This window comes from Photobacterium proteolyticum, from assembly GCF_001939735.1.
Classification (GTDB): Bacteria; Pseudomonadota; Gammaproteobacteria; order Enterobacterales; family Vibrionaceae; genus Photobacterium; species Photobacterium proteolyticum.
Genome location: NZ_MJIL01000056.1, coordinates 75,815 through 94,502, shown reverse-complemented (window position 1 = coordinate 94,502; position 18,688 = coordinate 75,815). Strand labels below are relative to the sequence as shown.

The 18,688-nt window shown below is 52.0% G+C and carries 14 protein-coding genes and 20 tRNA genes; 7 read left to right on the top strand and 27 right to left on the bottom strand.

The window, feature by feature from the left end:
- Positions 1 to 121: 121 nt before the first annotated feature.
- The 25 genes from BIT28_RS08945 to lolB all read right to left on the bottom strand — a co-directional run bounded on the left by BIT28_RS08945 (position 122) and on the right by lolB (position 7,276).
- Positions 122 to 208 (bottom strand) — tRNA-Leu (locus tag BIT28_RS08945).
- A 29-nt stretch (positions 209 to 237) separates the two neighbouring features.
- Positions 238 to 314: transfer RNA gene (locus BIT28_RS08940), tRNA-Met, on the bottom strand.
- 50 nt (positions 315 to 364) lie between these two features.
- Positions 365 to 439, bottom strand: a tRNA-Gln gene (locus BIT28_RS08935).
- 69 nt (positions 440 to 508) lie between these two features.
- A tRNA-Leu gene (locus tag BIT28_RS08930) sits at positions 509 to 593 on the bottom strand.
- Between the two features lie 36 nt (positions 594 to 629).
- A tRNA-Met gene (locus BIT28_RS08925) sits at positions 630 to 706 on the bottom strand.
- A gap of 45 nt (positions 707 to 751) precedes the next feature.
- Positions 752 to 826, bottom strand: a tRNA-Gln gene (locus BIT28_RS08920).
- A 49-nt stretch (positions 827 to 875) separates the two neighbouring features.
- A tRNA-Leu gene (locus BIT28_RS08915) sits at positions 876 to 960 on the bottom strand.
- 35 nt (positions 961 to 995) lie between these two features.
- A tRNA-Met gene (locus BIT28_RS08910) sits at positions 996 to 1,072 on the bottom strand.
- A 45-nt stretch (positions 1,073 to 1,117) separates the two neighbouring features.
- Positions 1,118 to 1,192, bottom strand: a tRNA-Gln gene (locus BIT28_RS08905).
- Between the two features lie 49 nt (positions 1,193 to 1,241).
- Positions 1,242 to 1,326: transfer RNA gene (locus tag BIT28_RS08900), tRNA-Leu, on the bottom strand.
- A gap of 35 nt (positions 1,327 to 1,361) precedes the next feature.
- Positions 1,362 to 1,438: transfer RNA gene (locus BIT28_RS08895), tRNA-Met, on the bottom strand.
- 45 nt (positions 1,439 to 1,483) lie between these two features.
- Positions 1,484 to 1,558, bottom strand: a tRNA-Gln gene (locus BIT28_RS08890).
- Positions 1,559 to 1,607: 49 nt separating this feature from the next.
- A tRNA-Leu gene (locus tag BIT28_RS08885) sits at positions 1,608 to 1,692 on the bottom strand.
- A 35-nt stretch (positions 1,693 to 1,727) separates the two neighbouring features.
- Positions 1,728 to 1,804 (bottom strand) — tRNA-Met (locus tag BIT28_RS08880).
- Positions 1,805 to 1,850: 46 nt separating this feature from the next.
- A tRNA-Gln gene (locus tag BIT28_RS08875) sits at positions 1,851 to 1,925 on the bottom strand.
- A 51-nt stretch (positions 1,926 to 1,976) separates the two neighbouring features.
- A tRNA-Leu gene (locus BIT28_RS08870) sits at positions 1,977 to 2,061 on the bottom strand.
- A gap of 35 nt (positions 2,062 to 2,096) precedes the next feature.
- Positions 2,097 to 2,173: transfer RNA gene (locus tag BIT28_RS08865), tRNA-Met, on the bottom strand.
- A gap of 46 nt (positions 2,174 to 2,219) precedes the next feature.
- A tRNA-Gln gene (locus tag BIT28_RS08860) sits at positions 2,220 to 2,294 on the bottom strand.
- Between the two features lie 51 nt (positions 2,295 to 2,345).
- Positions 2,346 to 2,430 (bottom strand) — tRNA-Leu (locus BIT28_RS08855).
- A 35-nt stretch (positions 2,431 to 2,465) separates the two neighbouring features.
- Positions 2,466 to 2,542 (bottom strand) — tRNA-Met (locus BIT28_RS08850).
- A gap of 302 nt (positions 2,543 to 2,844) precedes the next feature.
- On the bottom strand, positions 2,845 to 3,936 hold the full coding sequence (gene ychF, locus BIT28_RS08845; RefSeq protein ID WP_075763234.1) for a redox-regulated ATPase YchF: 1,092 nt from the start codon (positions 3,934 to 3,936) through the stop codon (positions 2,845 to 2,847).
- A gap of 102 nt (positions 3,937 to 4,038) precedes the next feature.
- Positions 4,039 to 4,629 (bottom strand): aminoacyl-tRNA hydrolase, encoded by a 591-nt coding sequence (gene pth / locus BIT28_RS08840; RefSeq protein ID WP_075763233.1) that lies wholly within the window; start codon positions 4,627 to 4,629, stop codon positions 4,039 to 4,041.
- 147 nt (positions 4,630 to 4,776) lie between these two features.
- Positions 4,777 to 5,724: a ribose-phosphate pyrophosphokinase gene (locus tag BIT28_RS08835; RefSeq protein WP_139310451.1), complete on the bottom strand. Its 948-nt coding sequence runs from the start codon at positions 5,722 to 5,724 to the stop codon at positions 4,777 to 4,779.
- A 32-nt stretch (positions 5,725 to 5,756) separates the two neighbouring features.
- Complete coding sequence (ispE, locus tag BIT28_RS08830) at positions 5,757 to 6,638, bottom strand: 4-(cytidine 5'-diphospho)-2-C-methyl-D-erythritol kinase (protein ID WP_075763232.1); 882 nt, start codon at positions 6,636 to 6,638, stop codon at positions 5,757 to 5,759.
- The gene (gene lolB / locus BIT28_RS08825; RefSeq protein ID WP_083651769.1) at positions 6,635 to 7,276 is read right to left on the bottom strand and encodes a lipoprotein insertase outer membrane protein LolB; all 642 of its coding nucleotides are present in this window, start codon (positions 7,274 to 7,276) and stop codon (positions 6,635 to 6,637) included. Before lolB ends, ispE begins: the two co-directional genes overlap by 4 nt.
- Before the next feature lie 228 nt (positions 7,277 to 7,504).
- Between lolB and hemA the strand changes: the two genes are divergently transcribed.
- From hemA to BIT28_RS08790, 7 genes are all read left to right on the top strand, one after another.
- A complete protein-coding gene (gene hemA / locus BIT28_RS08820; RefSeq protein WP_075763230.1) occupies positions 7,505 to 8,767 on the top strand; it encodes a glutamyl-tRNA reductase in 1,263 nt (420 codons plus the stop codon).
- Between the two features lie 56 nt (positions 8,768 to 8,823).
- A complete protein-coding gene (gene prfA / locus BIT28_RS08815) occupies positions 8,824 to 9,912 on the top strand; it encodes a peptide chain release factor 1 (protein WP_075763229.1) in 1,089 nt (362 codons plus the stop codon).
- Complete coding sequence (gene prmC, locus BIT28_RS08810; protein WP_075763228.1) at positions 9,912 to 10,760, top strand: peptide chain release factor N(5)-glutamine methyltransferase; 849 nt, start codon at positions 9,912 to 9,914, stop codon at positions 10,758 to 10,760. The genes prfA and prmC overlap by 1 nt, the downstream gene beginning before the upstream one ends.
- 16 nt (positions 10,761 to 10,776) lie before the next feature.
- Positions 10,777 to 11,157, top strand: coding sequence for a SirB2 family protein (locus BIT28_RS08805; protein WP_075763227.1), 381 nt, complete (start codon positions 10,777 to 10,779; stop codon positions 11,155 to 11,157).
- Between the two features lie 2 nt (positions 11,158 to 11,159).
- A complete protein-coding gene (locus tag BIT28_RS08800; protein ID WP_075763226.1) occupies positions 11,160 to 11,969 on the top strand; it encodes a SirB1 family protein in 810 nt (269 codons plus the stop codon).
- Positions 11,970 to 12,058: 89 nt separating this feature from the next.
- Positions 12,059 to 12,913: a 3-deoxy-8-phosphooctulonate synthase gene (gene kdsA, locus BIT28_RS08795; RefSeq protein ID WP_175577505.1), complete on the top strand. Its 855-nt coding sequence runs from the start codon at positions 12,059 to 12,061 to the stop codon at positions 12,911 to 12,913.
- 290 nt (positions 12,914 to 13,203) lie between these two features.
- A complete protein-coding gene (locus BIT28_RS08790) occupies positions 13,204 to 14,460 on the top strand; it encodes an aromatic amino acid transport family protein (protein WP_075763225.1) in 1,257 nt (418 codons plus the stop codon).
- A gap of 77 nt (positions 14,461 to 14,537) precedes the next feature.
- Here the strand turns inward: BIT28_RS08790 and BIT28_RS08785 are convergent, their stop codons facing one another.
- Together BIT28_RS08785 and BIT28_RS08780 are read right to left on the bottom strand one after the other, a co-directional pair.
- Positions 14,538 to 16,421, bottom strand: coding sequence for a methyl-accepting chemotaxis protein (locus tag BIT28_RS08785; RefSeq protein ID WP_075763224.1), 1,884 nt, complete (start codon positions 16,419 to 16,421; stop codon positions 14,538 to 14,540).
- Between the two features lie 241 nt (positions 16,422 to 16,662).
- Entirely contained in the window at positions 16,663 to 18,546 is a 1,884-nt protein-coding gene (locus tag BIT28_RS08780; RefSeq protein ID WP_075763223.1) for a methyl-accepting chemotaxis protein, read from the bottom strand.
- Positions 18,547 to 18,688: the final 142 nt, after the last annotated feature.

Sequence of the window (18,688 nt, the reverse complement as noted above, 5' to 3'; positions counted from 1 at the left end):
AAGGAGAGACTTGAACTCTCACACCTTGCGGCGCCAGAACCTAAATCTGGTGCGTCTACCAATTCCGCCACTTCCGCATTTTTCTTTTTAATCAACGCCCGTAAGCATTGAACTTGTAACTTGGTGCGGAGGGAGGGACTTGAACCCTCACGTCCTTGCGGACACTAGCACCTGAAGCTAGCGCGTCTACCAATTCCGCCACCACCGCACATGGTGTCATTTTCTCGTAAAAGAAAATGGTGGCTACGACGGGATTCGAACCTGTGACCCCATCATTATGAGTGATGTGCTCTAACCAACTGAGCTACGTAGCCATTTTTTTACAGGCTGCTGACTATACAGGATAATCAACACCTTGAAAAGGTGGCAGGGCTACCTGGATTCGAACCAGGGGATGACGGGATCAAAACCCGTTGCCTTACCGCTTGGCGATAGCCCTACAATTTGTTGTTCTCACAACAGGCTTTTTACAAAGCCGCTCTCACTGCCTCAAAGAGAGGGGAGAGAATGGTGCGGAAGGAGAGACTTGAACTCTCACACCTTGCGGCGCCAGAACCTAAATCTGGTGCGTCTACCAATTCCGCCACTTCCGCATTCTACTGTTTTACATCATTCCGGTAAAGGGAGGATGGTGGCTACGACGGGATTCGAACCTGTGACCCCATCATTATGAGTGATGTGCTCTAACCAACTGAGCTACGTAGCCTCACAAGGTTGCTGACTATACATGATAATCAACAGCATTGAAAGATGGCAGGTCTACCTGGATTCGAACCAGGGAATGACGGGATCAAAACCCGTTGCCTTACCGCTTGGCGATAGACCTGCAGGTGTTCACTTAAGAACTGCTCTCGTGCCTCTAAGAGGGGAGAGAATGGTGCGGAAGGAGAGACTTGAACTCTCACACCTTGCGGCGCCAGAACCTAAATCTGGTGCGTCTACCAATTCCGCCACTTCCGCATCATATGTTTTACATCATCCCGGTAGAGGGAGGATGGTGGCTACGACGGGATTCGAACCTGTGACCCCATCATTATGAGTGATGTGCTCTAACCAACTGAGCTACGTAGCCTCACAAGGTTGCTGACTATACATGATAATCAACAGCATTGAAAGATGGCAGGTCTACCTGGATTCGAACCAGGGAATGACGGGATCAAAACCCGTTGCCTTACCGCTTGGCGATAGACCTGCAGGTGTTCACTTAAGAACTGCTCTCGTGCCTCTAAGAGGGGAGAGAATGGTGCGGAAGGAGAGACTTGAACTCTCACACCTTGCGGCGCCAGAACCTAAATCTGGTGCGTCTACCAATTCCGCCACTTCCGCATCATATGTTTTACATCATCCCGGTAGAGGGAGGATGGTGGCTACGACGGGATTCGAACCTGTGACCCCATCATTATGAGTGATGTGCTCTAACCAACTGAGCTACGTAGCCTCACAAGGTTGCTGACTATACATGATAATCAACAGCATTGAAAGATGGCAGGTCTACCTGGATTCGAACCAGGGAATGACGGGATCAAAACCCGTTGCCTTACCGCTTGGCGATAGACCTGCAGGTGTTCACTTAAGAACTGCTCTCGTGCCTCTAAGAGGGGAGAGAATGGTGCGGAAGGAGAGACTTGAACTCTCACACCTTGCGGCGCCAGAACCTAAATCTGGTGCGTCTACCAATTCCGCCACTTCCGCATCACAAGTTTTACATCATCCCGGTAGAGGGAGGATGGTGGCTACGACGGGATTCGAACCTGTGACCCCATCATTATGAGTGATGTGCTCTAACCAACTGAGCTACGTAGCCAATTTTAAGTTGCTGACCAAACTGATTGCTCAACAGCTTTAAATAATGGCAGGTCTACCTGGATTCGAACCAGGGAATGACGGGATCAAAACCCGTTGCCTTACCGCTTGGCGATAGACCTGCAGGATGTTCACTTAAGAACTGTCTCTCGCGTCTCTAAGAGAGGAGAGAATGGTGCGGAAGGAGAGACTTGAACTCTCACACCTTGCGGCGCCAGAACCTAAATCTGGTGCGTCTACCAATTCCGCCACTTCCGCATCACAAGTTTTACATCATCCCGGTAGAGGGAGGATGGTGGCTACGACGGGATTCGAACCTGTGACCCCATCATTATGAGTGATGTGCTCTAACCAACTGAGCTACGTAGCCAATTTTAAGTTGCTGACCAAACTGATTGCTCAACAGCTTTAAATAATGGCAGGTCTACCTGGATTCGAACCAGGGAATGACGGGATCAAAACCCGTTGCCTTACCGCTTGGCGATAGACCTGCAGGATGTTCACTTAAGAACTGTCTCTCGCGTCTCTAAGAGAGGAGAGAATGGTGCGGAAGGAGAGACTTGAACTCTCACACCTTGCGGCGCCAGAACCTAAATCTGGTGCGTCTACCAATTCCGCCACTTCCGCATCACAAGTTTTACATCATCCCGGTAGAGGGAGGATGGTGGCTACGACGGGATTCGAACCTGTGACCCCATCATTATGAGTGATGTGCTCTAACCAACTGAGCTACGTAGCCATTTTGTATCCTTTAACTGCCCTCAATTACTGGGCGCTGTCTCGGGAACGGGGCGCATTATGCTCATACCAGGTAAAAGCGTCAACAGTTTTTTTTAATATCTTCCGAAAACCCGTGTGTTCGATGGTTATTTGGACGAAATGGGCGAATGCCACACTGGAATGCCGATTTTTAGCCCCTTGCCGCTAGGCTGAAAGGCTTGTCAGAATTTTCCAAAATTGTCAGGGAGATAAAAAATAAGCCAGCAATAGTGCTGGCTTATTTCATCTTGCTATCATTGTTGCGCGTTATTCGCGCCGGTATTAGACGTTGAAGCGGAAGTGAACCACGTCACCATCTTTTACAATGTAATCTTTGCCTTCCAGGCGCCACTTACCTGCTTCTTTTGCTCCGCTTTCGCCGTTGAACTCGATGAAGTGGTCGTAGCCGACAACTTCGGCACGGATAAAGCCTTTTTCGAAGTCGGTGTGGATCTTACCTGCAGCCTGTGGCGCGGTTGCACCCACAGGGATCGTCCAGGCACGGACCTCTTTCACACCGGCGGTGAAGTAGGTTTGCAGTGTCAGTAGCTCGTAGCCAGAGCGGATCACGCGGTTCAGACCTGGTTCTTCGATACCCATGTCTGCCAGGAACTCTTCGCGATCAGCATCGTCAAGCTCGGCAATTTCAGACTCGATAGCAGCACAAACAGGTACTACAACGGCGTTTTCTTTGCTTGCGTGCTCACGCACCATGTCCAGGAACTCGTTGTCCTCGAAACCGTCTTCGCTCACATTGGCAATGTACATCGTCGGTTTCAGGGTCAGGAAGTTCAGGTAGCTAATCGCTGCGGTTTCTTCTTTGGCCAGCTCGACAGAGCGAACCATGCCGCCTTCTGTTAGGGTCGGCAGCAGTTTTTCCAGTACTGCGATTTCAAATTTAGCGTCTTTGTCGCCGCCTTTGGCGCGCTTAGCCTGGCGCTGGATAGCACGCTCACAGGTATCCAAATCGGACAGTGCCAGCTCAAGGTTGATCACCTCGATGTCGTCCAGCGGGTTGATTTGGCCGGCAACGTGAACAATGTTGTCGTTTTCGAAGCAGCGTACAACGTGGCCGATCGCATCGGTCTCGCGGATGTTCGCCAGGAACTTGTTACCCAGGCCTTCACCTTTGGACGCACCGGCAACCAGGCCTGCAATATCGACAAATTCCATTGTGGTTGGAAGCACGCGCTCAGGATTAACAATGTTCGCCAGAGCATCCAGACGAAGATCTGGCACAGGTACAACGCCGGTGTTTGGTTCGATAGTACAGAACGGGAAGTTTGCCGCTTCGATACCCGCTTTCGTTAAGGCGTTGAATAGTGTTGACTTACCTACGTTTGGCAGGCCGACGATTCCACATTTAAAACCCATGGTTGGAAACCCTTTTGGTGATTATTCGGTGAAACAGCCCTGCGTATTGCAGTGTCACGACAACACAATGCGCAAAGCAGGAACAAGTTAGAGCAACTACAGTTATTCGGCTTTGAATGAATGTAGTCGGTTTTGCGCTTTATTCAGGCCGTCTTTTAGCAAGACATCCATGCAGCGGACGGCTTCGTCAACGGCTGCATCAATGTTGCCTTGCTCTTTGGCCGGCGCTTTGCCCAGTACAAAGCCGGACACTTTATTTTTGTCGCCAGGGTGGCCGATACCGACACGCAGGCGATAGAAATCTTTGTTATTGCCCATTTTGCTGATGATGTCGCGCAGGCCGTTATGTCCGCCGTGGCCGCCGCCTTTTTTGAACTTGGCCACCCCCGGTGGCAGGTCCAGCTCATCATGAGCAACTAAGATCTCTTCCGGCTTGATTTGATAGAAATTAGCCAATGCTGCCACGGACTTCCCGGAGAGGTTCATGAACGTGGAAGGGATCAACAAGCGTAGATCATGGCCGTTGGCCTGGATCCGGCCGGTCTGGCCAAAGTATTTCGACTCTTCTCGTAGGCTAATGTTATGGACCCGGGCCAGTTCTTCTACGACCCATGCACCCGCGTTGTGGCGGGTTTTAGCATACTCGGCACCAGGGTTAGCCAGGCCGACTAATAGACGAATATTGTTACTCACGCTAGTCTCTCAAGTCTTAGGGGCTTAAAACGCGCGCTATGTTATACCAAACCGAGCAAGATTGATATGTCCGGACGAAAAACGCCCCGCATGGTGCGGGGCGTTTGAATTTGATCGCTATGCCGAACTGTTCGGTATAGGGAGCGATTAGTGCTCGAACATCGCAGAGATTGACTCTTCGTTGCTGATGCGGCGAATCGCTTCAGCTAGCATGCCAGATAGCGTCAGTACCGATACGCGGCCTGTATCAACCATTGCCTGAGACAGTGGGATAGAGTCAGTCACGATAACTTCGTCGATCACTGATTCACGAATGTTCTGAGGCGCATTGCCAGAGAATACCGGGTGAGTTGCGTAGGCAAATACGCGCTTGGCACCACGATCTTTCAGGGCTTCGGCTGCTTTACACAGCGTACCGCCAGTATCGATCATGTCGTCAACGATGACACAGTCACGGCCTTCAACTTCACCGATAAGGTGCATAACCTGAGAAACGTTGGCACGTGGACGACGCTTGTCGATGATCGCAATATCAGTGTCATCAAGCAGCTTGGCAATCGCACGGGCACGTACAACACCACCGATGTCCGGAGAAACAACCACTGGATCTTCCAGGTTCTTCGCCAGGATGTCTTCTAGCAGAACCGGGCTGCCGAATACGTTATCAACTGGAACATCAAAGAAGCCCTGAATTTGCTCAGCGTGAAGATCAACCGTCAGAACGCGGTCAACGCCTACGTTAGAAAGGAAATCTGCAACCACTTTGGCAGTAATTGGCACACGGGAAGAACGAACGCGGCGGTCTTGGCGAGCATAACCGAAGTAAGGGATTACAGCTGTAATACGACCTGCAGAAGCGCGGCGTAGGGCATCGATCATAACAACCAGTTCCATCAGGTTGTCATTGGTTGGCGCACAAGTAGATTGAATGATAAAAACGTCGCTACCACGAACGTTCTCATTAATCTGAACACAGACTTCACCGTCGGAAAAACGGTTAACTGTTGCGTCTCCTAAAGAGATGTAAAGACGGTCAGCAATGCGTTGGGCTAGTTCTGGTGTAGCGTTACCAGCAAACAGCTTCATATCAGGCACGGTGGAAACCTCAGGTTGCGTCCAAGTTGTAGTTACTGACAATCCGTAGAATGTGCGTTCAAGGCTGTCAAAAGGGGAGATGTGTTGACACCTTTTGCGACGAATCCTTGGAGCCAGTCAGGTAATTTATTCAGTGTTGCATTGGCCTCTTGTTGAGTGCTAAATTCAGCAAACACACAAGCGCCAGTGCCGGTCAGTCTTGACGGCGCGTATTCTAACAGCCACGAAAGCGCCTTATCAACCTCGGGGTGCAGTCTTCTGACGATTTTTTCGCAATCGTTTTCGTAAATCCCCGCCATCAGGGCATCCAACGTCATTTTTTTGCTATCCCGGGTTAGTTCCGGATGGGTGAAAATATCAACAGTTGCAATGCTGACATCCGGTTTGGCGACCAAATACCACTTTTCCTGCGGCTCTGCCGGTTGAAGTTTTTCCCCTACGCCCTCGGCAAACGCACTCATTCCGCGGACAAAAACTGGCACGTCGGCACCGAGCTTCAGGCCGATCTCGGCCAGTTCATCCTCGCTGAGCCCGGCTTGCCACAGGTAGTTCAGGGCAACCAAGGTGGTGGCCGCATCGGATGAACCGCCACCCAGGCCTCCGCCCATCGGCAGGATTTTATCGATATGGATCTCTGCCCCGGCCCGGATGCCAGCCGCCTGTCGCAGGGCATCGGCGGCGCGATAGATCAGGTTGTCTTCGGTTGCAACGCCCTCGATGGCTGGCGAAAGGGTGATATCACCGGAGTCGTCCGCGGTAATCGTCAGGGTGTCACTGTGATCCAGAAACTGAAATAGGGTTTGCAGCTCATGGTAACCGTCGGGACGGCGACCGGTGATGTAGAGGAACAGGTTTAGCTTGGCTGGCGCGGGCCAGCGAGTCGTACGGGTAATCATAGTGTGGCTCGTATTCATGGCTGTTGGCTTTCGGTGATTTCCCACTCGTTGATGATGAGGGTAATACGGACGTCCCCTTGTGACAGAATCATTCGACTCGGCAGGGCTGGGGTCACCGAGTTGTCATATTCGTTGTAGTCGAGTTGCCAAAGTTGCTGGTCTATTTGTTTCGCCAGGTAGGCCACACGGTTTTCGTTGTTGAGCTGGTAGGTATCGGCAGCTGTTGGCAGGCCTATCAGCCAGTCACGCATTTGCTCGACGGGAAGATTAATATCGGTCAGTTCCTGGATCAGGCGCGAGGCATTGGTTCCCTGATAGGTCTGGCCATCGTGGGAAATCAAGGTAGCACTGACTGGCGTTGCATCAAGCTTGAGCAGGGTTTTGCCAAGGAAGTTGGTCAGCAGCAGGTGATCGGCCTGCGGGACGGTACGCCACAGCAGGTTGGCACCAAAACGTTGCTTGCCTTTATAGCCCAACCGGCCTTTGGCCTCATAATGGTTCAGTTGCTGGAGCGACGCCTGATGGGTTTCCCAGTCCACTAGAGGGGAAACTGGTGCCTGGCTGGCACAACCGGATAGTAGGGAAAGTGGCACAATGGCGGCGAGCAAGTACCGTTTCGAGTGTAAATACAATCGAACAAATGAAATCGATGGCATAGTTTGTGATTAACTTGTGGGTTTAGGCAAACAATAGCGAGAATTGGGCCATAATACCAATTGCAACAAGGAATTGCTTAAGGCATCTGGGCAATAAATGGTATTTAAATTTCAACAATTGCTCAGGAATGCCAGATTGATTGCGTTAGTTTTCTTTAATTACGTTGGGGCATCAAGTAAAATCCCGCCCTGGATCTTTTTCACCGGCGAAGTTGGTACACCGTCTCCATGACATTGCTTGCATTAGGAATAAATCATAAAACGGCATCTGTGGACTTACGCGAGCGTGTTGCGTTTTCCCCGGACAAGCTGACCAAGGCATTGCAGCAGTTAGAAGCACACCCGGAGGTAACAAGTGGCGTTATTGTCTCGACTTGCAACCGCACCGAGCTCTATTGTGACGTGACCCAGGCCGGGCCGGGAATCCTGATTGATTGGTTGACCAAGTTTCACCAGCTCACGGCCGAAGAATTGATGCCTAGCCTGTATTTTCACGAAGAGCAGGCTGCTGTGAGGCACCTTATGAGGGTCGCCTGTGGCTTGGACTCCTTGGTGCTCGGCGAGCCTCAAATTCTGGGGCAGGTCAAGCAGTCATATTCCGACGCCCGTGATTATGAATCCGTACATGGCATGCTGGAAAAGTTGTTCCACAAGTCCTTTACGGTAGCAAAGCGGGTGCGTACCGAAACCGATATTGGTGGAAATGCTGTATCGGTGGCCTTTGCGGCTTGTACCCTGGCCAAGCAAATTTTTGAGTCACTGTCTGAGGCCACGGTATTATTGATTGGCGCAGGCGAGACGATTGAACTGGTATCGCGCCACCTTGTCGAGCAGGGCTGTAATAAGCTGATTGTGGCCAACCGGACCAAAGAACGCGCCGATAACCTGGCCAGGGAGTTTGGTGCCGAGGTGATCAGCCTGCCGGATATTCCCGACTACCTGCCGCGCGCCGATATCGTGATTAGCTCGACGGCCAGCCCGCTGCCGATTGTCGGGAAGGGCATGGTCGAGAAAGCAATTAAGGCGCGTCGTCATCAACCGATGCTGCTGGTGGATATTGCCGTGCCGCGCGATATCGAGCAGGAAGTCGGCGAGCTGAACGATGCCTACCTCTATACGGTCGATGATCTGCACAGTATCGTCGAGAAGAACCGCGAGCAGCGCAAGGTTGCCGCGATTCAGGCCGAGGCCATTGTCAGCGAGGAAAGTGCAGCCTTTATGAGCTGGCTGCGTTCCCTGGAGGCGGTTGACAGTATTCGACAGTATCGCTGTCATGCCGAGGATATCAAGGCCGAGCTGCTGAGTCGAAGCCTGCAGGCTATAGCCAATGGCAGTGAGCCAGAAAAAGTACTGGCGGAACTAAGCAACAAACTGACCAACAAACTGATCCACGCACCAACCCGGGCAATGCAGCAGGCTGCGCATAATGGCGAACCGGAAAAATTAGCGGTGATCCGCGAGACGCTGGGGTTGGAGTCGTTCAAAAATTAATATGAGGCAGGGCCATCGTGCTCTGCCATGACCGGAACACAATAGTTAAGTCGATTATGAAATCTTCAATTTTAGTGAAATTAGAAACGCTGGTTGAGCGTTACGAAGAAGTCCAGCACCTGCTTGGCGATCCTGACGTGATCGGTGATCAGGATAAATTCCGTGCGCTTTCCCGTGAATATTCTCAGCTGGAAGAAGTGACCAAGTGTTTCCAGGCTTATCAGCAGGCGAAAGAGGATCTTGAAACTGCTGAAGAAATGACGAAAGAAGATGATCCGGAAATGCGCGAAATGGCGCAGGAAGAAGTAAAAGAAGCGAAAGCCGAAATTACTCGTCTTGAAGATGAGCTTCAGGTGCTGTTGATCCCGAAAGATCCGAATGATGAGCGCAACTGCTTTATCGAAATCCGTGCCGGTGCCGGTGGTGACGAGGCCGGTATCTTTGCCGGTGACCTGTTCCGTATGTACAGCAAGTACGCTGAAAGCCGCGGTTGGCGTATCGAAGTGATGAGTGCCAATGATGCCGAGCATGGCGGTTACAAAGAAATGATCGCCAAAGTGAACGGCGAGGGTGTGTATGGTGTGCTGAAGTTTGAATCCGGCGGTCACCGTGTTCAGCGTGTACCGGCAACGGAATCTCAGGGCCGCGTTCATACCTCGGCGTGTACGGTTGCGGTGCTTCCTGAAATCCCGGAAGCTGAGATCCCTGAAATTAATGCTGGCGATTTGAAAATCGACACCTTCCGTGCCTCGGGCGCAGGTGGTCAGCACGTTAACACCACCGACTCAGCTATCCGTATTACCCACCTGCCAACTGGCATCGTGGTTGAGTGTCAGGATGAGCGTTCACAGCATAAGAATAAGGCCAAGGCAATGTCAGTGCTGGCGGCGCGTATTATTAAAGCTGAAGAAGAACGACGCCACGAAGCAGAGGCAAGCACCCGACGTAACCTGTTGGGCTCGGGCGATCGCTCGGATCGCATCCGTACCTACAACTACCCGCAGGGCCGAGTGTCGGATCACCGTATCAACCTGACTATCTACCGTCTGAACGAGGTGATGGAAGGGGATATGGATACCCTGATCCAGCCGGTACTGCAGGAACACCAGGCTGATCAGCTGGCTGCCATGGCTGATCAAAGCTAATGCCGCTGAGCATCGAAGCGCTGCTGAAGCAGACAGTGCAGCAGCTTACCGAGGCGGGATCAGACAGCCCGCAGCTGGATGCTGCCGTACTGCTTTGCTTTGTGCTGGACAAGCCGCGCAGCTACTTGCTGACCTGGCCGGAAAAAACACTAGACAGTGAGCAGTCTGCTGCGTTCGACACTGTGTTGCGCCGCCGTCTGGCGGGCGAGCCGGTCGCCTATATTGTCGGCGAGCGCGAATTTTGGTCGTTGCCGCTGAAAGTGGCACCCCATACCCTGATCCCGCGTCCCGATACGGAACGGCTGGTTGAGCTGGCATTGGAGAAAGTGCCGGTAGAACCTTGCTCGGTGCTGGATCTGGGAACAGGAACCGGCGCGATAGCCCTGGCCATCGCCTCGGAACGGCCTGAGCTGAGTGTCACCGGTATCGACCTGCGCCCGGAAGCGGCCCAGCTGGCACTGGAAAACAGCCAAAACTTGAAGATAACCAATACCCGCTTCTTGTCCGGAAGCTGGTACAGCCCGCTGACATCTGACGAGCGCTTTGCCGTCGTGGTCAGTAACCCTCCCTACATAGATAAAACCGATCCTCACCTCGAACAGGGCGATGTGCGCTTTGAGCCAAAGAGCGCCTTGGTGGCAGAAGAAAACGGCCTGGCTGATATTCGCATTATCAGCGAGCAGGGCCGCCAATACCTGCAAACCGGCGGCTGGCTGCTGATGGAGCACGGCTTTGAGCAGGGTGAGGCGGTTAGGTCAATTTTATTGGAACTGGGATATAACCAGGTATCAACAGCACAGGATTATGCCGGCCTCGATCGGGTAACCATGGGCTGTTGGCAAGGATAGAAGAGAGAAAAATTATATGTACGCTGCGTTTAAACACCTCCACATGCTGGCAATTGCCTTGAGCGTTTTGCTATTTGTCGTTCGTTATTGCCTGCTGATGGCAAACTCCTCGTTGCTCGAGAAAAAGTTCCTCAAGATCACGCCGCATGTCGTTGATACCTTCCTGCTGCTTACCGGTGTCGTGCTGATTTTCATTACCGGCTTTATTCCGTTTACCGAAGCGGGTAACTGGATGACCCAGAAGCTGAGCTGTGTTCTGGCCTACATCGCACTGGGCTTCTTCACTCTGAAATACGGCAAGAACAAAGTCTTTAAGACCTTTGCGTTTCTGGGAGCGCTGGGTTGGGTGGTGGCGGCTGCAAACATTGCAACGACTAAGACATCATTCCTGGGGTAATCATGTTACGTTTTACTGATGAAGAATTAGAGCAGATGGCGCTGGTTGAAGGCGCCCTGGAAATGACAGCGGCAATTGATCCTGCATTTCCTACCGGCTGGGTTCGACTGCAGCTTAATAAGCTGGCTCAGGAAGCGGAGCATGCCCTGATGGATGAGCCAAACCCGCACTTGCGACTGGAAGGGTTAATCCGGCTGTTTTACCGCGAGTGGGGATTCTGTGGTGATCAGCAGCAGTACTTTTCTTCGGAAAATGTTTTTCTCGACAAGGTCCTGGAACGCAAGAAAGGCATCCCGGTCAGCCTGGGAGCTATTTTCCTCTACCTTGCCCAACATCTTGACTTACCGGTTAGCAGTGTGGGCTTTCCCACCCAGTTTATCCTTAAGGTTGACTGGTATGACGGTGAGCAGCAGTACATCAACCCGTTTGACGGTGAGTACCTAAGCAAGCGGACAATGGGCGCCTGGCTGAAAGGTCACCGCGGTCCGTTTACCGAGCTGCGCCAGGAGCACCTGGACGAGGCTGACAATGCCGATATTCTGACACGCTGGCTGACAGTCATGAAAAGTGCCCTGCTTCGGGAAGAGCATTTCGCTGATGCCCTTCGCTGCAGTGACATGGCACTGGAGTTCAGCCCGGGCGATCCACATGAAATTCGCGATCGCGGCTATATTTACCAGCAGTTGGAGTGCAGCCATGTGGCGGCAATGGACTATGAGTATTTCATCGAGCAATGTCCGGAAGACCCGGCTGCTGAGTTGTTGAAGCTTCAGGTGCAGGCACTCAATGAAGAGCCTCTTACGCTGCATTAAGGTTGGCAGGGTAGAGCGGCAAAAATTCGGAGGTAGGCGTCGGGGTATAGTGTGGCGTTTACTTCAACATTCTGAATGAAAGAGAGAATATGATGGAACAGAAAGTTGTTCGAGTTGGTGATATCGATGTTGCCAATGACAAGCCGTTTGTCTTGTTTGGTGGCATGAACGTACTTGAATCTCGCGATATGGCTATGCAGATCTGTGAGAAATACGTGGAAGTGACTGACAAACTCGGTATTCCTTATGTATTTAAGGCGTCTTTTGACAAAGCAAACCGCTCTTCCGTTCACTCTTACCGTGGTCCGGGCATGGAAGAAGGCCTGAAGATCTTCCAGGAGCTGAAAGATACCTTCGGCGTGAAGATCATTACCGATATCCACGAGCAGTACCAGGCCCAGCCTGTTGCTGATGTTGTTGATGTGATCCAGTTACCTGCTTTCCTTGCCCGCCAGACTGATCTGGTTGAGGCGATGGCAAAAACCGGTGCTGTTATCAATGTGAAAAAACCCCAGTTCATGAGCCCGGGCCAGGTGGGGAATATTGTCGAGAAGTTTGCCGAGTGCGGCAACGAAAACATTATTCTTTGCGAGCGCGGCGTACTGCACGGCTACGATAACCTGGTGGTTGATATGCTGGGCTTTGATGTGATGAAAAAGGCGTCAAAAGGCAGCCCGATTATCTTTGATGTGACCCATGCCCTGCAGTGCCGCGATCCTCAAGGTGCAGCCTCCGGCGGCCGTCGTGAGCAGACGGTTGATCTGGCACGCTCAGGTATTGCGACCGGTATCGGTGGTCTGTTTATGGAAGCTCACCCGACCCCGGATCAGGCGCGTTGCGATGGCCCGTCTGCCTTCCCGTTGGACAAGCTAGAGCCGTTCCTGGCACAAATCAAGCAGCTTGATGATCTGATCAAGGGCTTCGAACCTATCGAGATCAAATAACCGATACTGGCTCGAATAATATGCGGCCCGGCAGGTTTTCCTGCTGGGCCGTTGTTTTTTTGTGCGATTATTGCGTTGATAAAAAAAATATAACTTGTAAAAATTTAGTGAATCCATCTGATATATCCCCATCTTATGGTGATATCGATTATTCATATTGATAGTGATAGCGAATACCCCTGCCCTTAAGCCGCTATGAGAGCGGGAAGTTTGCCGTTTGCTTTGTGAGACTTTTATTCTGCATCTGTATACTCTCTGCCGAGTAAAATTTCGTGGAAGTAGGGTGTTACGTGTCATTATCTCAAGATATACCTCTGAGTCATTCTGAGGAGTCGGTTTCTCGCTGGAGCAAACACGATACCAGCTGGATGCTGAGCCTGTTTGGTACCGCTGTAGGGGCCGGTATTTTGTTTTTGCCGATCAATATCGGCGTGGGTGGTTTTTGGTCATTGGTAATTATGGCCCTGATGGCGGGGCCGATGACGTTCCTTGCCCATCGCGGTCTGGCCCGCTTCGTTTTGTCGTCGTCCAAGCCTGATGCCGATTTTACCGATGTGGTGGAAGAGCATTTCGGAGCCAGTGCCGGGCGCCTTATTTCTCTGCTGTATTTTCTCTCTATTTTTCCGATCCTGCTGATTTATGGCGTGGGTCTGACCAATACGGTTGATAGCTTTATCGTTAACCAACTGGGCATGGAGGCACCGTCACGGGTGATCCTGTCGGGTGTATTGGTATTCGCCATGATCGCTATTATGATGGCGGGCGAGAAAGTGATGCTGAGAGCGTTTGAGGTGATTGTCTATCCGCTGGCAGCTATCCTGGCGGGCTTGTCATTCTACCTGATCCCGAACTGGCAGATGCCGGATCTCTCCACTTTGCCAGAGTGGGGAAGCTTTTCTGTTACGCTGTGGCTTGCGGTACCGGTGACGGTTTTCGCCTTTAGCCATGCGGCTGCTATTTCCAGTTTTGCCAATGCCCAGCGTCGCCACTATGGTCGCGAGGCGGGTCAAAAGTCCGAACAGATCCTCAAGCGCACCTCGGTGATGCTGATCTCGTTCGTTTTGTTCTTTGTCTTTTCCTGTGTATTGAGCCTGAGCCCGACACAGCTGCTGGAAGCCAAGGCGCAAAATGTCTCGGTACTGTCTTATCTGGCCAACGTCCACAATAGCCCGTTCATTGTTGCCTTGGGACCACTGATCGCCTTTATTGCCATCTCTTCGTCGTTTCTTGGCCATTTCATGGGAGCACGGGAAAGCCTGAATGGCATGCTGCAGAAACAGTTCAGCCTGGCACCGGCAAAACTGGACAAGCTAGGGATCGTATTCATGTTCCTGGCAATCTGGTTTGCTGCGGTGATGAACCCGAGCATTCTTGGCATGATGGAAGCCTTGTCCGGCCCGGTGATTGCAATGATCCTGTTTATCATGCCGATGCTGGCTGTGTATAAGGTGGAGAGCCTGAAGTGTTATCGCGGCAGGTTCAGTACCTACTTTATTTTGCTGGTGGGGCTGCTGGCCGTCTCGGCGATTGTGTTTAGCCTGTTCTAGTCAGGACGGAACAGAATGACAAACAAAAAGGCTTGCCATTGTGGCAAGCCTTTTTTGTTTTATCACCGTTCTTGCTGTTACAGCTTGAAGCGGTTGATTTCCTGCTGCAGTTCGTGAGACAGGTGAGAAAGCTCAGCTGCCTGCTTGGCGGCTTCGTCGGCTTCTACTGCCAGCTCGTTGGATACGTCGCGGATCCCCTCGGTATTGCGGGTGATTTCGGACGTTACCGAAGACTGCTCTTCAGCGGCAGAGGCAATCTGAGTGGCCATATCGCTGATGTTGGTCACGGCGCTGTTAATTTGCGACAGGCTGGCAGAAGCGGCATTGGCATCATCAACACTGGTTTCAGCCAGACGGCGGCTGTCTTCCATGATACCGACTGCGCGACCTGTCGTCTGCTGCAGGGTTTCGATCATTTGCTGGATTTCCTGCGTCGAGGCGTGAGTACGCTGGCTCAGTACGCGTACCTCGTCGGCAACCACGGCAAATCCGCGGCCCTGTTCACCGGCACGTGCGGCCTCGATGGCAGCATTCAGTGCCAGCAGGTTCGTCTGCTCGGCAATACCCTGAATCGTTGACAAGATGGTGTTGATGCTCTGGGCGTGGGTGTTCAACTCGCCAATCACATCGGTTGCGGTGTCAACTTCACCGGCAAGGCCGGTGATCGACTGTTGGCTCTGGCCGACCTGTACCGAACCGTGCTCCGAGACTTCGACTGTTTCGCTCGAGGTGCGGGCAGTGTTATCTGCATTACCGGCAATTTCCTGGGTAGCGGCAGCCATTTCGTTGATAGCCGTTGCCACCATGTTGATTTCGTCTTGCTGGTGCTGAATACGGGTGCTGCGCTCTTCGGCCTGCGAAGCGGTAATGTGGGCTTGCTGGGTCAGCGAGCTGGACACTTCCTGCAGACGCGAGACCATACCGTGCATGTTGCCGACAAAGCGGTTGAAGTTGTGTGCCAGCTGGCCAACCTCATCGTCGCTGCGTGGGTCAAGACGTTGGGTCAGGTCGCCTTCGCCGGTTGCAATCTCGGCTAGAGCTTGGGATACGCGGCCCAAATCGCGGAACAGGAAGCCGACTAGCCAGGCAACGGCACTGACGACAATCAGGGTAATAATGATTGAGGTAATGATAAGCTGGCGCAGCAGGCTGGTGTGGCTGGCTTCTTCCGTTGTACGGTCCATCTCAAGACCAAGGATCCAGCTGGTGCCGGGTACATCGGCAAAGTGCAGTAGCTTTTCCTCGCCGTTAATCGTGACGACTTCAATGCGGTTTGACTGAATTGCCGACTCAATGCGGCCCATGTTCAGTTCATTGCTGTAGCTGTTGATCGGCTGAAGCAGCAGCGATTCATCAGGGTGGGCCAGGAAGGTATTGTCCTGTTTGTTCAGCAGCATTGCGTAGGCGTTCTGGCCGACATCCAGGTTGATCACATCCTTGATCAGCTGGTCGATCAATACGTCGGCCCCGACGACCCCCACCATAGTGCCGCTTTTCATTACCGGCTCGGCAATGGTGACCAGCAGCGCGTTGGTAATGGCATCTTGGTAGGCCGTCGTAATGATCTGGGTACCGGCATTTTGGGCATCACGATACCAAGGACGGGTACGCGGGTCGTAGTCGGCACGGTTACGCTCCGGATGTGAGCGATACATGCCACCTGCTGGTGTACCCAGGAAAATATCATCAAAGCCGCCGGCTTTTCGGGCCTGCTGCAAAAATGGAACAACATTGCTCTCGGTGCTGTAGTCATTGAACGCTTTGGCAATGTCGCTACGGATAGAGATCCAGTCTGAGATACCTTCGGTTGCGGTTGCAGAAAGGCTCTCGGCCCGCGAGTAGATGCCACTGCGGGTTTGCTCAAAAAGCCGATCGGCAGCTAGCCAGGTCAGGGCAGTTGCCATAACAACCACTGCAGACAAGCTGGCTCCTATTAGTTTTTGTTTTAATGATAATTTCATTCGTATTCAGTCTTAAAGGCAGAATATAGGGGGGATTGGTTGGAGGGAATTTTATAGATATTTTAATCAATATGCACGAAAAAGTGACGTGCATCATATGATGGGTAACTAGTTGAATATTGGTGTGTTTTTTATGACGCCTTTATGGTAGACGCGTCAAAAAAATACCGCCAGTGCTGGTGGCAATGACGGCATGTTTCGGGGCAGAAACTGGCTGTTTGCTAAACTCAGTACTTATTTGTTAAAGCTTAAAACGGGCAATCTCTTTGCGTAGGCTTGCCGAGAGTTCCGAAAGCTGAATCGCTTGTTCGCTGGCTTCATTTGCCTCATGGGCGAGCTGATCAGAGACCTCCCTGACAGCTTCGGTATTGCGGGTGATTTCTGATGTTACCAGCGACTGCTCTTCGGCTGCTGAGGCGATTTGGGTGGCCATATCGCTGATCTGGTTGACCGATTGAGTAATGTGGCCAAGGCTGTTGCTGGCCGATGCTGCATCGGTGACACTGGTTTCGGCCAGCAGTTTGCTGTCACCCATGATGGATACCGCTTCGCTGGTTGTCTGTTGCAGCGTCTCGATAGTTTGCTGGATTTCCTGAGTCGAGGAATGGGTGCGCTGGCTGAGGATCCGTACCTCGTCGGCGACAACGGCAAAGCCCCGGCCCTGCTCTCCGGCACGGGCTGCCTCTATTGCCGCATTCAGTGCCAGCAGGTTGGTCTGCTCGGCAATGTCCTGAATGGTGGAAAGAATGCTATTAATATTCTGGGCATGATGATCAAGTGCCTTGATCACCTCGGTAGCATTATCAACTTCATGGGCCAGGTTACTGATTGAGTGCTGGCTCTTGTCCACTTCTCCAGCACCAAGTTGGGCATGGGAGACCGTTTTTTCTGAGGTTTGGGCAGTGTTTTCGGCGTTGTTGGCAATTTCCTGGGTGGCTGTGGCCATTTCGGTAATGGCTGTCGCGACCATATTGATTTCATCCTGCTGTTGCTGGATTCGCCGGCTGCGTTGCTGGGCATGGTTGGCCGTATCATGGGCTTGTTCGGCCAGTGAACCTGACATATGACTCAGGCGGCTGATCATGCCGTGCATGTTATCCAGGAAGCGGTTGAAGTTATTGGCCAGCTGACCTATTTCATCGTTGCTGTGAGGCTGCAGACGTTGGGTTAAATCGCCTTCCCCATTGGCGATGTCGGCCAAAGCGACGGAAACCTTGCCTAAATCACGGAACAGGTAGTTGACGAGCATGGATACGGCCAGCAGGGCAATCAATGTGCCGATAATGCCTGTGGCAATCAGGCTTTTTAGCAACTGGTTATGGCTGGCTTCTTCTGTGGCTCGATCCATTTCAACAGCAAAAATCCAGTCGCTATTATCAATCCCGCCGAAGTAGATCAGTTTTTGCTGATTGTTCTGTTCAAAGATCTGAATGCTTTGCTCGGCCATGGCGTCGTGTATTTGGCTGACAGTCAGTTCAGGGGCAATATCGGCGAGCGGCTGTAGCGCAAGTTGGCTTTTGTAGTAAGCCAGAATATTGCCCTGGCGAGTGAGCAGCATGGCATTGGAGTTCTTTCCGACATCATAGCCGGTGATCGTTTTCTGTAAGTAATCCAAGGTGATGTCTGCACCAATCACACCGACCGTTTGACCATTGAGCATGATCGGGGCGGAGAAGGTCAGCATCGGCTTGCCATTTGCAGTGCCTTTGTAGGGCGCTGATGTACTGACCGATGATGTGTTCATGGCCTGTTGGTACCAGTTGCGGGTGCGAGCATCGAAGCTTTCTAACGCAGTCGTATGGTTGCCCGCGATGAACAGGTTTCCCTTTAGATCAGCAAAGAAGACGTCGTTGAACTGACCATTCTTTTGGGCTTGCTCCATGACAGTGGGAAGTTGCTCCAGGCTGGAGAGTTGGGCGGCAGAACTGATGATAATTTTATGTTCCTCCAGCCAGTAGCCGACCGCGTCGGTGGCGATATTGGTCAGGCTGGTGGCGCGGGCATAGATACCGCTCCGGCTTTGGGAGAAAAGTTCATTGGAGGCAAGCCATATTAGCCCTCCGGCGATAAGTATGATGGCGGAGAAAACACATCCGAGTAATTTATGTTTTAGTGTTAGATTCATTGAGGCTGTCTATTTATAGTACGGTAGACTGTATATGATATATTTATGGGGTGAAAACGCCATCCAAATTGTTGTGATTGCATACAAATTTTTTGCATATATAAAGGGCGAGTGATAGTAATGAGATTATGATTATATCTAG